The 15567-nt window shown below is 48.9% G+C and carries 14 protein-coding genes, 1 tRNA gene and 1 pseudogene; 2 read left to right on the top strand and 14 right to left on the bottom strand.

The annotated features are described in order from the left end of the window. Positions 1-17: 17 nt before the first annotated feature. The 8 genes from eno to KNQ15_RS03330 form a co-directional block, all read right to left on the bottom strand. On the bottom strand, positions 18-1310 hold the full coding sequence (gene eno, locus KNQ15_RS03365; RefSeq protein ID WP_087681330.1) for a phosphopyruvate hydratase: 1293 nt from the start codon (positions 1308-1310) through the stop codon (positions 18-20). Positions 1311-1369: 59 nt separating this feature from the next. After that, positions 1370-2917 (bottom strand): 2,3-bisphosphoglycerate-independent phosphoglycerate mutase, encoded by a 1548-nt coding sequence (gene gpmI / locus KNQ15_RS03360; protein ID WP_069940925.1) that lies wholly within the window; start codon positions 2915-2917, stop codon positions 1370-1372. Continuing rightward, positions 2918-3670, bottom strand: coding sequence for a triose-phosphate isomerase (gene tpiA, locus KNQ15_RS03355; protein WP_023469215.1), 753 nt, complete (start codon positions 3668-3670; stop codon positions 2918-2920). A gap of 27 nt (positions 3671-3697) precedes the next feature. Next, positions 3698-4882 (bottom strand): phosphoglycerate kinase, encoded by a 1185-nt coding sequence (locus KNQ15_RS03350; protein ID WP_214727788.1) that lies wholly within the window; start codon positions 4880-4882, stop codon positions 3698-3700. Positions 4883-5003: 121 nt separating this feature from the next. After that, positions 5004-6011 (bottom strand): type I glyceraldehyde-3-phosphate dehydrogenase, encoded by a 1008-nt coding sequence (gap, locus tag KNQ15_RS03345; RefSeq protein ID WP_023469217.1) that lies wholly within the window; start codon positions 6009-6011, stop codon positions 5004-5006. A 53-nt stretch (positions 6012-6064) separates the two neighbouring features. Continuing rightward, entirely contained in the window at positions 6065-7090 is a 1026-nt protein-coding gene (locus KNQ15_RS03340; RefSeq protein ID WP_029342479.1) for a sugar-binding transcriptional regulator, read from the bottom strand. Between the two features lie 118 nt (positions 7091-7208). Continuing rightward, on the bottom strand, positions 7209-7469 hold the full coding sequence (locus KNQ15_RS03335) for a glutaredoxin family protein (RefSeq protein WP_029342480.1): 261 nt from the start codon (positions 7467-7469) through the stop codon (positions 7209-7211). Then, positions 7460-8602 carry an RNA polymerase factor sigma-54 gene (locus KNQ15_RS03330; RefSeq protein WP_214727786.1) on the bottom strand — a complete coding sequence of 381 codons (1143 nt, stop codon included), beginning with the start codon at positions 8600-8602 and terminating at the stop codon, positions 7460-7462. The genes KNQ15_RS03335 and KNQ15_RS03330 overlap by 10 nt, the downstream gene beginning before the upstream one ends. Positions 8603-8756: 154 nt before the next feature. Here KNQ15_RS03330 and KNQ15_RS03325 point away from each other — a divergent pair. Both KNQ15_RS03325 and clpP read left to right on the top strand, forming a co-directional pair. Next, positions 8757-8832, top strand: a tRNA-Arg gene (locus KNQ15_RS03325). 182 nt (positions 8833-9014) lie between these two features. Then, positions 9015-9599 (top strand): annotated as a pseudogene (gene clpP, locus KNQ15_RS03320) (ATP-dependent Clp endopeptidase proteolytic subunit ClpP); the annotation flags it as partial. 120 nt (positions 9600-9719) lie between these two features. Here the strand turns inward: clpP and KNQ15_RS03315 are convergent. The 6 genes from KNQ15_RS03315 to KNQ15_RS03290 form a co-directional block, all read right to left on the bottom strand. Then, a complete protein-coding gene (locus KNQ15_RS03315; protein WP_023469221.1) occupies positions 9720-9956 on the bottom strand; it encodes a hypothetical protein in 237 nt (78 codons plus the stop codon). 82 nt (positions 9957-10038) lie between these two features. Beyond that, positions 10039-10995, bottom strand: a complete 957-nt coding sequence (gene whiA, locus KNQ15_RS03310) for a DNA-binding protein WhiA (RefSeq protein ID WP_023469222.1) — start codon at positions 10993-10995, stop codon at positions 10039-10041. Further along, positions 10992-11990, bottom strand: coding sequence for a gluconeogenesis factor YvcK family protein (locus tag KNQ15_RS03305; RefSeq protein WP_029342482.1), 999 nt, complete (start codon positions 11988-11990; stop codon positions 10992-10994). The genes whiA and KNQ15_RS03305 overlap by 4 nt, the downstream gene beginning before the upstream one ends. Next, positions 11990-12859: an RNase adapter RapZ gene (rapZ, locus tag KNQ15_RS03300; protein WP_029342483.1), complete on the bottom strand. Its 870-nt coding sequence runs from the start codon at positions 12857-12859 to the stop codon at positions 11990-11992. Before rapZ ends, KNQ15_RS03305 begins: the two co-directional genes overlap by 1 nt. 111 nt (positions 12860-12970) lie before the next feature. After that, entirely contained in the window at positions 12971-13933 is a 963-nt protein-coding gene (trxB, locus tag KNQ15_RS03295) for a thioredoxin-disulfide reductase (RefSeq protein ID WP_023469225.1), read from the bottom strand. Positions 13934-13994: 61 nt separating this feature from the next. Further along, positions 13995-15479 carry a tetratricopeptide repeat protein gene (locus tag KNQ15_RS03290; RefSeq protein ID WP_214727784.1) on the bottom strand — a complete coding sequence of 495 codons (1485 nt, stop codon included), beginning with the start codon at positions 15477-15479 and terminating at the stop codon, positions 13995-13997. Between the last annotated feature and the right edge of the window lie 88 nt (positions 15480-15567).

Genomic DNA, 15567 nt, shown 5'->3' with positions numbered 1-15567 from the left:
AAACGATCAACCTGAAATTACTTCTTGAGGTTGTAGAATGATTTGATTCCGTCGTAGACAGCAACGTCTGAAAGCATGTCTTCGATGCGGAGAAGTTGGTTGTATTTCGCGATACGGTCTGTACGTGAAAGTGAACCAGTTTTGATTTGACCAGCGTTTGTCGCAACAGCGATATCAGCGATTGTTGAATCTTCTGTTTCACCAGAACGGTGAGAAACGACAGCTGTGTAACCAGCTTTTTTAGCCATTTCGATTGCGTCGAATGTTTCAGTCAACGTACCGATTTGGTTAACTTTGATGAGGATCGAGTTAGCGATTCCTTTTTCGATACCTTCAGCAAGTTTCTCAGTGTTTGTTACGAACAAGTCATCACCAACGAGTTGAACTTTGTGTCCGATACGATCTGTAAGGAGTTTGTGACCATCCCAGTCGTTTTCGTCACAGCCATCTTCGATTGAGATGATTGGGTATTTGTCAACGAGTTGTGCGTAGAATTCAACAAGCTCTTCTGTTGAAAGGACTTTGCCTTCGCCAGCGAGGTTGTATTTTCCAGCTGCTTTATCGTAGAACTCAGAAGAAGCGACGTCCATTGCAAGGTAAACATCTTCGCCTGCTTTGTAGCCAGCTTTTTCGATTGCTTCAAGGATAACTGTGATTGCTTCTTCGTTTGATTTCAAGTTTGGAGCGAATCCACCCTCGTCACCAACTGCTGTGTTAAGACCCATTCCGCTAAGAACTGATTTCAACGCGTGGAAGATTTCAGCACCCATACGAAGTGCTTCTTTGAATGTTGGAGCACCAACAGGCATGATCATGAACTCTTGGAAGTCCACGTTGTTGTCTGCGTGTGATCCACCGTTGATGATGTTCATCATTGGTGTTGGTAATGTTTTCGCGTTGAATCCACCGAGGTACGTGTAAAGTGGAAGACCAAGCTCATCTGCAGCAGCACGTGCAGCAGCCATAGAAACACCAAGGATTGCGTTAGCACCGAAGTTACCTTTGTTTTTCGTACCGTCGAGATCGATCATCTTTTTGTCGATTCCAGCTTGGTCGAAGACATCGTAACCGATGATTTCTGGTGCGATTTTTTCGTTGACGTTGTCAACAGCTTTCAAAACACCTTTTCCGAGGTAACGTGCTTTGTCGCCATCACGGAGTTCGACTGCTTCGTGCTCACCAGTTGATGCACCTGATGGTACGAGTGCGCGACCGAAACCGCCATCTTCTGTATAAACTTCTACTTCTACTGTTGGGTTACCGCGTGAATCAAGAATCTCGCGTGCGTAAATCTCTGTAATCATTGACATTTAAAGTCGCTCCTTTTGTGTATAAAGAATGTGTGGTGTAGCCATTTCGATCGACGGGATTATTTCTTCAATACGATTGATTTACCAGTCATCTCTGCTGGTTGGTCCGCTCCGAGAAGATCAAGGACCGTTGGTGCGAGGTCAGCGAGTGCACCTGTGAGTGGTTCAAGGAGTTCAACGTCCTCGACCGTCACGATACATGGAACGGGTTCTGTCGTATGCGCCGTCATCTTACTGCCGTCCGCATTGAGGACTTTATCCGCGTTCCCGTGGTCAGCCGTGATGACTGCCGCGCCGCCTTTGCTGAGAATCAAGTCAACGACTTTCCCAAGACACTCATCGACAGCTTCGATCGCCTTTTTCGTCGGCTCGAGCATACCCGAGTGACCGACCATATCCGGGTTAGCGAAGTTGAGGATGATCGCGTCGTGTTTGTCCGAGTTGATCGCGTCGACGAGCGCATCTGTGACTTCATAGACGCTCATCTCCGGTTTCAAGTCGTATGTCGCGACTTTTGGTGAAGGGATCAAGATCCGATCTTCCCCTTCGTATGGTTCTTCACGTTGTCCGTTGAAGAAGAACGTGACGTGCGGATACTTTTCCGTTTCCGCGATGCGTAGCTGTTTGAGACCTTGTTTTGACAATGTCTCACCAAGCGTGTTCTTGATGTCTTCAGGCGGGAAGACGATGTCCGTATCAATCGCATCCGAGTACTTCGTCATCGAGACGAGTAGCAGGTTCTTCGGTGCGTTGTCCGGAAGTTCGAATCCGTCGAAGCCACCTTTTTCTTTGTAGACTTTCGAAAGCTGAATCGCACGGTCAGGACGATAGTTGAAGAACACGATCGCATCGTTATCGTGGATCGGTGCGACTGGCGTACCGTCTTCCTGCACGACAACAGTTGGTTCGATGAACTCATCCGTTACGTCTTCTTTGTACGAAGCTTCAACCATGCCGATTGGATCCTTCGTCGTTGGACCTTCACCGAAAGTGATGACGTCATAGACTTTCTTGACGCGTTCCCAACGGTTATCGCGGTCCATCGCATAGTAGCGACCAGAGATACTCGCGAATTGTCCAACATTCAATTCATCCATCTTCGCTTGCGCGTCACGGAGGAAACCAGCGCCCGATTGTGGGTCGCAGTCACGACCGTCCGTGAAAGCATGGAGGTAGACTTTTTCGATTTCGTGAAGTTTCGCGAATTCGAGCACCGCATATAAGTGGTTGATGTGACTGTGGATTCCACCGTCAGAGACCAAACCGAAGATATGAAGCGCTGAACCGTATTTCTTCACGTGACCTGCCGCATCGTTCATAGCTTGACGCGAGAAGAACGAGCGATCCTTGACCGCGTTGTTGATTCGGGATAGCGATTGATAGACGACGCGACCTGCACCGATGTTCAGGTGACCCACTTCTGAGTTCCCCATTTGACCTTCAGGCAAACCGACGTATTCACCTTTCGCATTCAACAACGTATGCGGGTATTGACCCCAGTAACGGTCGAAGTTCGGTTTATTTGCCGCCGTAACGGCATTTCCGAACTCCTCGTCACGCATACCAAAACCATCAAGGATGATCAGTGCGACTGGACGTTTTTTCATTTAAATCGCCTCCAACAGTTTGAGGAACGATCCTGTCTCAAGACTTGCACCGCCGACGAGCGCGCCGTCGATGTCTGGTTGAGCCATATATTCTTTGATGTTTTCCGGTTTGACGCTACCACCGTATTGGATGCGGACAGCTTCTGCTGCTTCAGCACCAAATTCAGCTGCAACGACGTCACGGACGAATTTACAAGAATCTTGTGCATCTTGTTCTGTCGCTGATTTACCTGTTCCGATTGCCCAGACAGGCTCGTAAGCGACGACGAGATTTTTCACTTGGTCGACAGTAAGACCTTTGAGGCTGTTTGCTGTCTGTTCGCGGATGACGTCTTCGAACTTGCCGCCTTCACGCTCTTCCAGTGTTTCACCTACACAAACGATTGGAACGAGACCGTGCTCGAACGCTTTTTTCGCTTTGCTGTTGATGAACGCATCTGTTTCGCCGAAGTACTCACGACGCTCAGAGTGACCGAGGATGACGTATGTCACGTCGAGTTCTTTGAGCATGAGCGGGCTGATTTCACCAGTGAACGCACCGCTCTCTTTGTCGTACATGTTTTGAGCACCGATCTTAAGATCCGTACCAGCTGCTGCTTCTGTCAAGTGTGCCAAGAATACTGCTGGCGCACAGACGGCTGCGTCGACTGTCGTCGAAGCAGGTACAGCTCCTTTGACTTCCTCAACGAATGCGACTGCATCCTTGAGCGTCAGATTCATCTTCCAGTTACCTGCGATAATTGGTTTACGCATTGAGAAACACTCCCTTGTGAACTTAGATTACTTGTCGTTTAGCGCTTCGACACCAGGAAGAGCTTTCCCTTCCATGAATTCGAGACTTGCTCCACCACCTGTAGAGATGTGGCTCATTTTGTCAGCAAGACCGAATTTCTCTGCCGCAGCAGCTGAGTCGCCACCGCCGATGATTGAGTACGCATCGCTGTCCGCAAGAGCTTGCGCGACACCTTTTGTACCGTTTGCGTATTTATCGAGTTCGAATACGCCCATCGGTCCGTTCCAGACGACGAGTTTCGAGTTCTTGATTGCCTCTGCATAGAGTTCAACCGTTTTTGGACCGATATCAAGTGACATGTGATCCGCTGGGATCTCTGTGATGTCACGTGGTCCGACATATGTTTCTTCTCCGAATTCCTTCGTGATGACACAGTCGACAGGCATGAGGAACTTAACGCCTTTTTCTTCTGCTTTTTTCATGAATTCCTTCGCTTGGTCGATTTTGTCGACCTCAAGAAGTGAAGTACCGACTTCGATACCACGAGCTGTGAGGAACGTGTACGATAAGCCGCCACCGATGATCAACGTATCGACGATGTCGAGTAAGTGATCGATGACACCGATTTTATCCGCAACTTTCGAACCACCGATGATTGCCGTGAACGGGCGATCTGGGTTAGAAAGAGCTTTACCGAGAACTTGAAGTTCTTTTTCGATGAGAAGACCGGCAACTGCTGTGTCGACATGGTGTGCGATACCTTCTGTCGATGCGTGTGCACGGTGTGCTGCGCCGAACGCGTCGTTGACGAAGACGTCAGCGAGTTTCGCGAATCCTTTAGCGAGCTCTTCGTCATTTTTCGTTTCGCCAGAATAGAAGCGGACGTTCTCTAAGACGACGACATCGCCGTTTTCGAGTTTGCTGACTGCTTCTTCTGCAACTGGACCGTATGCTTCTTCAACGAGCTTGATGTCTTTACCAAGCAATTCGCTGAGGCGTGCTACGACTGGTGCAAGTGAGAACTCAGGGGTTTTTTCGCCTTTTGGACGACCCATGTGGCTAGCGAGAATGACTTTTGCTCCGCCTTCGATCAAGTGTTTGATCGTTGGGAGTGCAGCACGGATCCGTGTGTCATCCGTGATTTTACCGTCTTCCAACGGTACGTTGAAATCCACGCGTGTAAATACGCGTTTTCCTTGTACATCGATGTCGCGAATCGATTTCTTATTCATACATTCGTCCTCCGTCTCTTACGTATAGTGAGGGGCGAATGCCCCTCCCGCTTTTTTCCGCAATAAGAGCGGAGACTGATATCGTTTCCGCTCTTATTCAATTGCTATTTAATTGCTCGAATTACTTAGCGATTTCTGCGAAGTGTTTGAGTGTACGAACGAGTTGGCTAGTGTAAGACATTTCGTTGTCATACCAAGCAACTGTTTTAACGAGTTGTTTGTCGCCGACTGTCATGACTTTCGTTTGTGTTGCATCGAAGAGTGATCCGTAAGAGATACCAACGATGTCAGAAGAAACGATTTCGTCTTCAGTGTAACCGTAAGACTCGTTAGCAGCTGCTTTCATTGCTGCGTTGACTTCTTCTACAGAAACTTTTTTGTCGAGTACAGTTACGAGCTCAGTGAGTGAACCTGTAGCGACTGGTACACGTTGTGCAGATCCGTCAAGTTTACCTTGAAGTTCTGGAAGAACGAGACCGATTGCTTTTGCAGCACCAGTTGAGTTTGGAACGATGTTTGCTGCTGCCGCACGTGCACGACGGAAGTCACCTTTAGGGTGTGGAGCGTCGAGTGTGTTTTGGTCACCAGTGTAAGCGTGGATCGTAGTCATGAGACCTTCAACGATTCCGAACTGATCTTGGAGAACTTTAGCCATTGGCGCGAGACAGTTAGTAGTACAAGAAGCACCAGAGATAACTGTTTCAGTTCCGTCAAGGATTTCGTGGTTCGTGTTGAAGACGACTGTTTTCATGTCGCCAGTTGCAGGTGCAGAGATAACGACTTTTTTAGCGCCAGCTTTCAAGTGAAGCTCAGCTTTTTCTTTGTCTGTGAAGAAACCAGTACATTCGAGAACGATGTCAACACCGAGCTCGCCCCATGGGAGTTCTTCTGGGTTGCGGTTAGCAAGTGTTTTGATTTCTTTACCGTTGACGAGGAAGTAACCGTCGTGTACTTCAACTTCGCCGTCGAAACGACCTTGAGTCGTATCATATTTGAGAAGGTGTGCAAGCATTTTAGTGTCTGTAAGGTCGTTGATCGCGACTACTTCGATTCCATCGAATTGAAGAATTTGACGAAGTGCCAAACGTCCGATACGTCCAAATCCGTTAATACCAACTTTTACTGCCATGATAATTTTCCTCCTTTTAATGTAAAGCGAGTTATCTATTATTCAAAAGGGGGTTACCCTTTCAAAATCGAAGCTGCTGCGCCTTCATCCGTGATCAGGATGATGTCTGGCGACTGTTTGACATAGGCATTGATCGCTTCTGCCTTCGAATGACCACCTGCGACGACGATGACGTGTTCGACTTGCTTCAAGTCAGCCAGTTGGAGACCAACTGTCTTGACCCGGTGCACGATGTTCCCGTCTCGGTCGAAGTAATATCCGAATGCTTCCGCTACTGCCTGGTCATGTTCCAGTCGGGTCAGGAGATCCTCAGACGCACGACGACGTTTTGCCATCGTTTTCGCCTCACCAATTCCATGTACCACGATTGAAGCACCTTTAATCATTTGAAGCACATTTTTTATGCTCGGCTCTTCGATCATCTTGACGAAAGTCTCTGTGCTGACCATGTCTGGGATGTGAAGCAGATGATAATCACTTTGAGCGCGTGATGCCATCCGTGAGCATACTGTGTTCGCTTGTAGTTCGAGCGTTTCTCCCAGTCCTCCGCGTGCCGGAACGAACGTCATTGGACGGTGTTCCTTGTCTGGCGACATCATCGCCGCGACCGAAGCCATCGTCGTACCGCCTGTGACAGCGATCGTATTGTGATGGTTTGAAGAAAGCTCTCGCTTGAGTCGTGCGACGGTCGCCCGTCCCATGTCTCGTTGTACCCAGAAGGTCTCATCGGAATCACCCGGTACGATGACGACGTCCCGTACCCCGAGTCTCTCTTTCAAGGCTTTCGCCATGTCTGAGATCCCTGCGAGTTCTCCCATGATGCTGTGCATGCTGCGAAGAACGTTTCGTCCTTCATCCGTTAAGGACATCCCTTGCGTTGCGACCTCTAGGAGGTCTTGCTGCTTCAAGAAGTCGACTTCCCGCCGTAAGACGCGTTCCGTCAAGCCAAGGCTTGTCGCAAGTGTACGTCGTCCGATCGGTTGCATCAGTCGCACATAATGAAGGATGTCGTAGCGTGTCTGCATTTCTTCGATCAGATCAGGCACGATTCGTTTTTGGATCTGGACTAACTGCCGAATCATGTATTTCCCTCTCCTCTCAAGTAGCTGGACGCTTTTTGTCCCGCATGTCATAACGTGTCCCACTTGGTACACCGTTATCATAACAGTCCATTTCTCGCCTTGCAAGTCTCGTTTCTCAAGTTTTTTGAAGTAAGCGTTTTCTTACTGTTTCTGTCTCGAATTTGCCATAACTCCAGATTTCCTCGTCATGCATGACAACGGGAATCTCGTATAAGAACCGTAGACTGAGCGCTTCATCCTGATCAATGTTGACTTCCTCGAACGTCCATTCCGGAAACTCATCGAGTACGAAGTCGAGTAAGATGGCGGCCTCTTCACATAGCGTACATCCCGGACGTGAATAGAGTGTTAAGTGTCTGTGTCGTTTTAATCCCATTCTGATTGCGCCTTCCTTTGCTGCATCGTTTTTTTCGTTAAACCAAGCGCTGCCCGATATTTCGCGACCGTCCGTCGCGCGACTGTCAGACCGTCTGCTTGCAAGCGATCTGTCAATTGCTGATCACTTAACGGACGATCGCTATGTTGAATGTATTCGGCGATCCGCCGTTTAATCAAAAAACTCGAATCTCCGGTTGTCGTCCGTGAGACGAACAAGTCTTCTAGGGCAACGAGACCGTGGACCGTCTCGACATACTTCGCAGCAATCGCTCGACCAATCGTTGACGGATGATGCCCCGTCGCCTCAGCGACTTGTTTTTTCGTCAATGGCTCAAGATGCAGTTCTCCCTTGAACCAGCGTTCTTGCCGCTCAAGCAAGACCGAGAGGATGGCATGCATCGTGACACGGCGTCGTTCGTACGCGCGCAAAAAAGGCGTTGCCTCTTTTAATTCGAGCCACGTCTGATCCGTGTCGAGTGTCATCCAGTTGATTTGAAGTTCTCCATCTAACAGGTGAATCCGCGCTTCTGCTGTCACCGGTCGTTCTTCTTTTGGAAGATCCGGTGTCCGGCTCAACCGCGTCAATTGTTTTCGCAATCGTGTCCGGTCCTGTTCACTGAACTGAGCGAACACCTGACTTGCGGATTCATGTCGCAACCGATTCGTCAGTCCGATCAATTCCGCGTCGTCTAGCTCGATCGCCTGTAACCATTGGCACTCGCGTTCCGAACGGGCAGCGATGCCGACTGGTTCACATTGTTGTAAGAGTGTCCGTGCCTCTGTAATCGTAGCGACATCGGTCGAGAAGGATGCAGCAAGCTGCTCGTCCGATGTCCGCATTAAACCGTCCGCTTCTAAATACACGATGAGTTGTTCCGCCATATATCCTATTTCCTGTCTGACTGATTCTAAACGTATTTGTGCAAGAAGCTCGTCTTCATAGGACGCTAAATTACCCGCCATCTGCTCGAATTCTAGCGAAACCTGATTCGGGTAATGGCGATGCAACCGTCGTTTCAACCGTCGCCATTCCTCCTCGAGCTCTGACGCTGGTTGTTCAAGCACATGTAACTGATACTGTTGTGACGCCGATAACGTCATCTGTTGCGTCTGTTCCTGGCGTTGATCCATCGATTCCCCTCCCCCCACTTCTTATTATAGAAGAAACGTTTTAAAAAACGTGCTCTGAACCCCTTTTGAGTCGCTAGAGAAAAGAAAAGTCATGCTTCCCTATTGCTTTTCTGAAAAAATGTCGCTATACTATTAATTGTTCAGTACATCAGATGCACCCGTAGCTCAGGGGATAGAGCACTGGTTTCCGGTACCAGGTGTCGGGAGTTCGAATCTCTCCGGGTGTACCATTTATTCAACTACAAGGCAATGCCAGCAATGGCGTTGCCTTTTTTCTATACTGATATGTTTCATTTGCCCTTGTAATGGAAAAATACCTAAAAGTCGCATCGTATCTTTTGACCAATATTGACCAAAGGATTATGATAAGGATAAGTCGAATAGGAAGCTACATACCAACTATAAGGAGGCAAAGACTATGTTAATTCCAACAGTCATCGAACAAACAAACCGCGGGGAACGTGCTTACGATATCTACTCACGTTTGCTAAAAGACCGCATCATTCTTCTCGGGAGCGCGATTGACGACAACGTCGCCAACTCAGTCGTTGCCCAACTTCTGTTCTTAGCAGCAGAAGATCCAGATAAAGAAATCTCGCTTTACATCAACAGCCCAGGTGGTTCAATCACTGCCGGTATGGCGATTTACGATACAATGAACTTCATCAAACCACAAGTTTCAACAATTTGTATCGGTATGGCAGCATCGATGGGTGCGTTCTTGCTCCAAGCGGGCGCAAAAGGAAAACGTTTCGCGTTACCAAACGCTGAAATCATGATCCACCAACCGCTCGGTGGTACACAAGGTCAAGCATCGGATATCAAAATCCATGCGGAGCGTATCATCAAAATGCGTGAGCACCTCAATAAAATCATGGCTGAAAACACAGGACAACCACTTGAAGTCATCGAACGCGATACAGAGCGTGACAACTTCATGTCAGCACAAGCTGCTGCTGACTACGGTCTCATCGACCGCGTCATGGAACGTGCATAAGTCATCCAGAGTGTCTCCTTCGGGAGGCACTTTTTTTGTATCCATAGGAAAGCGAAGCCTTGTCGGTTATCGTTGCATACAAAAAAACCTCCCGTTCCTTATAGAACGAGAGGTCGATGATCAGTCGATCAAGTCTGTGATGTCTGAAACGATATCGTGGTTTTCACGAATCAGCGAGTAGATCGCGTTCGCATGTGGCGAAAGCTCTTCCTCTGCTTGTAATTGTTTCAGGAATAAAGATGTTGCGAACGCAACGAGTGTGCTTTTCGGTACACCGATTGATTTTGCTTTTTTTGTTAACACTTCATCAAACTTCGCATCGACTGTCAGCGAAATACGTTTCTTTTCGTTAGCCATTTCAAAAACTCCTTAATTCGAACATTTAGTTGCATCGACTATATATTATAGTAGACTATGGTTCATCCCGCAAGCGACCCTCTTATAAGGCCCCTGTCATCGACTCTCCATTTCGTACTTTTTCAGCGATTTGATCAATCTTCCGCAACCGGTGATTGATCCCTGATTTTGAGATGGAGCCGCTTTCGACCATCTCTCCGAGTTCTTGTAACGTCACGTCTTGATGTGTCACACGCAAGATCGCGATCTCCTTCAGCTTATCCGGTAAGACATCGAGCCCGACCGTCCGCTCAAGGAACTTGATGTTCTCGACTTGGCGTAATGCCGCACCGACCGTTTTGTTGAGGTTTGCCGTCTCACAGTTGACGAGACGGTTGACCGAGTTACGCATATCTTTTAAGATCCGGACGTCCTCGAACCGTAGCATCGATTGTGTCGCATCAACGAGCTTGAGGAAATCGGAAATCTTTTCGCTCTCCTTGATGTAGAGGATGTGTCCCTTTTTCCGTTCGATCGCCTTCGCGTTCAAATCAAAGACGTTTGATAAACCACGGAGCGCCGCATTGTGCTCCTCATATAAGCTGAAAATCTCCAAGTGATACGACGACGTCGCCGGATTGTTGAGCGAACCCCCGGCGAGAAACGCTCCTCGTAAATACGCGCGCGCTTTGCGTTCGTCGTTGAGGATCGTGTCACTGATGGAACGAATCATCGTGAACCCTTCCCCTAAAATCCCGAGGTCTTGTAAAATCTTGTCCGCTTGTTGTTTGACGCGGACGATATAGACATTATTCTTTTTCAGACGCATTTTCTTCCGCACGAGCAGATCGAGATGGACCCCGTATGCTTTTTTCAGCAATGAGTAGATCCGACGAGCAATCGAGGCATTCTCGGTCGAGATATCGAGTGTCAGACCACGTCCGAGACCGAACGAGATTGCACCGTTCATCCGGGCGAGCGCCGCGAGTTCCGCCTTCATCTCGTGATCGGTGATCGGAATCTGCGTTAATTCTTTTTTGACTTCTGAGGCAAAGCTCATGTCAGCTCCTCCTTTCCTTCGAGTTGACGCATCCGTCGAATCGACAACACCTTTCGCATGACGAGGCTTGCGACGGCATCTGAGTCATGACGGATGAAATGATGATTGTAGTCGACGATATCGTCTGCCAGCACTTCAACGCCAGCAAGCTCGAATTGTTTTTCATTATAGGTGACGATGTCAGCGTGATCCTTCTGGTATTTCTTCAGGTAACTCGCATCGATCGATTCGTTGTTGACGATGATCGTATCAACGACGCCTTGTCCGAGGAAGCGTTCGAGTGCCGCTAAATGCTCATTGGCTGTGAACGCCGTCGTCTCGCCGGGTTGCGTCATGACGTTACAGATATAGACGACCGGAGCTAACGATTGTTGGATTGCTTCCCGGATCTCATCGATCAGGACATTTGGGATGATACTCGTATAGAGACTACCCGGACCAAGGACGATGACATCGGCATCAAGAATTGCCTGAATCGCTTCCGGAACCGGTCGGACATCTTGTTCTTCGAGGAAGATCCGTTCGATCTTCTTGCCAACCTTCGGGATCAACGACTCGCCTTTGACGATCGTTCCGTCCTCGAACTCGGCACATAACGTGATCGTCCGTTCCGTCGCCGGATAGACCTTTCCTTCTGCGTTCAACAGTTGTCCCATGACGCCAATCGCTTCGACGAACGAACCGTTACAAAGCTGAGTCGCTGCTGTCAGCATCAGGTTTCCGAGCGAATGCCCGTGTAATCCTTCCCCGGTCTCGAACCGGTATTGCATGATTCGGTCCATCAACGTCTCCGACTTCGATAAGGAGACGATGACGTTTCGGATATCGCCTGGCGGTAACATGTTGAATTCCGTCCGCAGACGACCAGAACTGCCCCCGTCATCGGCGACCGTGACGATGGCTGTGATGTCGAGCGGGTAATGTTTCAGTCCACGAAGAAGCGTCGAGAGTCCTGTCCCGCCACCGATGGCGACGACTTTACGTTCCCATTTCATCACTTCTCCTCCTTCGCATACACATAATCCCGGTGATTGGTCTCGATGTGATACTGCGTCGCGAATTCTTTACTGATCGCTTCCGCGAATGTGATCGAGCGATGTTTCCCGCCTGTACAACCGAGAGCGATGACGAGTTGTGACTTCCCTTCCCGCTCGTATTGTGGAATCAGGAACTCGAGCAAATCGACGAGTTTTTTATAGAACAGCTTCGCTTCCGGCCACTGCATGACGTAGGACGCGACTTCCTCGTCGAGTCCCGTCTTTGGACGCAGCTCTGGAATGTAGAACGGATTCGGTAAGAAGCGCAGGTCAAAGACGAGATCGGCATCAAGCGGTAAGCCGTGTTTGAACCCGAACGACATGACGTTGACTGTGAACGGAATCCGTGTCCCTTCCGTGAACTCCTTCAAGAGACGTTCTTTCAGTGCAAGCGGCTTGATGTCACTCGTATCAATCAGCATCTGTGCCTTATCACGGAATCCTTCGAGCAACGTCCGCTCACGTTCGATTCCAATCAATGGGGAATCCGTCGGTGCGAGCGGATGCGAACGGCGCGATTCTTTGTAACGACGTACGAGGACATCGTTTCGTGCATCAAGATACAACATCCGGATTTGTAAGTCCGTTTTCTTTAAATCCTCATAGACGACAAAAAAGCTGTCGATGAAATCACGCGCGCGGGTATCGATGGCAACGGCGATTTTAGGACGCACTTGTCCAATGACTTCGATGAGATGCGGCAGTAACGTCGGGGGTAGATTGTCGACACAAAAATAGCCTAAGTCCTCAAAGCTGTTCATTGCGACAGTCTTCCCAGCCCCACTCATACCCGTGATGATGACAAGTTGCGGTTGATTCTGTTCCATCTTTTCGCCCTCCAGACAACAGTTCCGTGTGTATTTTTCACTTCTTTCTCAGTATATCATAAAAAAAGAGCCAGCTTCACTGAAGTCTCCTTCAATGAAACTGGTTCGATATTATGCGTGTGAGGATTCTTGTAATTCTTCAAGCAACGCTTCAATGAAATGCTGTGCATTTTGCGCTGCGATCGAACCATCATTTGTTGCTGTAACAACTTGGCGCAATGTTTTCTCACGAACATCACCGGCAGCAAAGATACCTTTGATGTTCGTTTCCATCGCTTCGTTCGTCACGACGTAGCCTTGGTCGTTTAAGATCCCGAGATCTTGGACGTAACCAGTGATTGGGTTCATCCCGATGTAGATGAAGACTCCATCGATCGGATGCGTCGTCACGTCAGCTGTTTTTGTGTTGATCAACTCGATACCGCCGACTTTCCCGTCTTGTTCGTTGATCTGTTTGACCGTATGGTTCCAGATGAAGTCGATTTTCGGGTTGTCGAACGCACGTTTTTGAAGAATTTTTTGAGCACGGAGCTCATCACGACGGTGTACGATCGTGACTTTTTTCGCGAAGCGTGTCAAGTAGACACCTTCTTCAACCGCAGAGTCGCCTCCACCGATGACGAAGAGTTCTTTTTCTTTGAAGAACGCGCCATCACAGACGGCACAGTATGAGACACCGCGACCGCCGAGCTCTTCTTCACCCGGTACGCCGATCTTCTTATATTGTGCACCGGACGCGATGATGATCGCCCGTGCGTAGTAATCTTTGTTGTGTGCATGAATCGTTTTGTATGCTTTACCGTCTTCGATGCTTCGAACGTCTCCGTACGCATATTCTGCGCCGAATGCTTTCGAGTGGTCGAACATTTTTTGCGAGAGATCTGGTCCGAGGATGCTATCGTATCCTGGGTAGTTCTCGATATCTTCTGTGTTCGCCATTTGACCGCCCGGAATCCCGCGTTCGATCATCAATGTCGAAAGGTTCGCACGTGATGCATAAAGTGCAGCTGTCATCCCAGCAGGACCTGCCCCGATGATGATGACGTCATAAATTTTTTGTTCTGTTTCCGCCATGATTCCACCCCATTTATCATAATCGTTGTAGTTTGAGTATAGGTGAGAATCGCCTAAACGTCTAACACTTTGCTTGCAGCGGTGCCAGCATCCGTTCATGTGTCCGGATCATTGATGCGACATGATCAAATGCACAATCGACGAGCGATGCACATTCTTCGATCAACATCCCGTCCCGTAAATCATGGAACAGATAAAGCAGCGATGCAGCGGATGCTTCGATCGAATCGAATGACTCACCGCTTAAGACGAGTTGTGCGAAGCGCTCGTAAAAATCACCTTCAAGACTCATTCGTTCTTCGTCTGAAACGAATCGTTCCGCAAGACGGATCGTCTGCAATGCCCGGTGAATGCGTTCATCCACGACATCAGTCCGACCTTCCATCTCAATGACAATCTGTTCTGTCAATAAGAGAACGTCTTCCCGGTCCGTCACTTCTGGCATCATCGATAACGCCAGTCGTGCCTCGGCATCGTTCAGTTTGCCAAGGAGCAGTGCCGTGAAGATGCGCGAGACATCATCTTCTGTCTTCAACGCTTGGATGAGTGCTGAACGGAATTGCAGGTTGTGGCGGATGTCATACGTATCCGTTTCTTCCTTTAACGCTTGTGCTTCGTCCGACTTCAAGAAAGCCGCCGCTTCTTCGACATGTCCCGTCTTATAGGCAGAGATCGATAACCAGTGACCGAAGAGTGGATCTCCTCGGTAACCGCGACGCTCGAGTAATTTCAACTCTTCATAGGCGATATCGTACCGTCCGATGATCGCTAAAGTTGAGGCAACCTTATAACGTGTCTCAAGATGCACGGAACGGACGTGTTCGAGCTGACGAGAGAGACGATGTGCCTCTTCGTCCTGTCCCATCTCGTGTAGCAAGACGAGCGTGTTACAGAGGGCATGCAAATTGCCCGGGTTTCCTTCAAGGACCCGTTCGAGGGAAGCGAATGCTTGATCATTCTCTCCTAAATAGAACTCGACGATCGCGAGGTTGTTGTAGGCAGGCCAGAACGTCGGGTACTGGGCAATCAGTCCAGTCAACGTCTCCTGTGCCGCGAACAGCATTCCTTTATCGATCTGGCGTTGTGCCTGACCGTGCAGACGAATCAATTCATCCTCTTCGTCGTCTTCCATCTCTTGTTCAAGATCAATCAGTTCCACGAGTGCGGCCGATGCCTCCGCGTGTTTGCCGTTTGGTGCTTGCTCTAAATATTCCATCGCATGTTGTCGCGCTTCTTCGTAAAGCGAGACGTGTGCGTAGTTATTCGCTAAATAAAAGAGTGCTTCCGTATTTGATGCGTCGAGTGCGCGTACTTGTTTCAAGACATCATTCGCATGATTGATTTCTCCAGTCTCGAATAAGACACGGGCATAACGGAGCAAATAACGGATGTCCGCTGGCTGAAGTGTCGTCGCCTCATCTAGATGATAGACGGCTTCGTCCAGTCGCCCTTCCCGGTGCGCCTTCCGTCCGCGGAAATAAAAAAGTTCCGCTTGGCGCGCTGTTATCGCAAAGGGGTCTGCTTTGTATTTGGTTAATTCCATCATGATTCAAGCCCCCATAAATAGTAAACTGGTTTCGTAGTTGCAGACACAAGAATACCCTATCTCTAGGAGGCATGCAACAGAAAAAAAC

Source organism: Exiguobacterium sp. s168, assembly GCF_018619035.1.
Taxonomy (GTDB): domain Bacteria; phylum Bacillota; class Bacilli; order Exiguobacteriales; family Exiguobacteriaceae; genus Exiguobacterium_A; species Exiguobacterium_A acetylicum.
The sequence above is the reverse complement of the archived record's forward strand: the minus strand, read 5'-3'. Positions and strand labels throughout refer to the sequence as shown.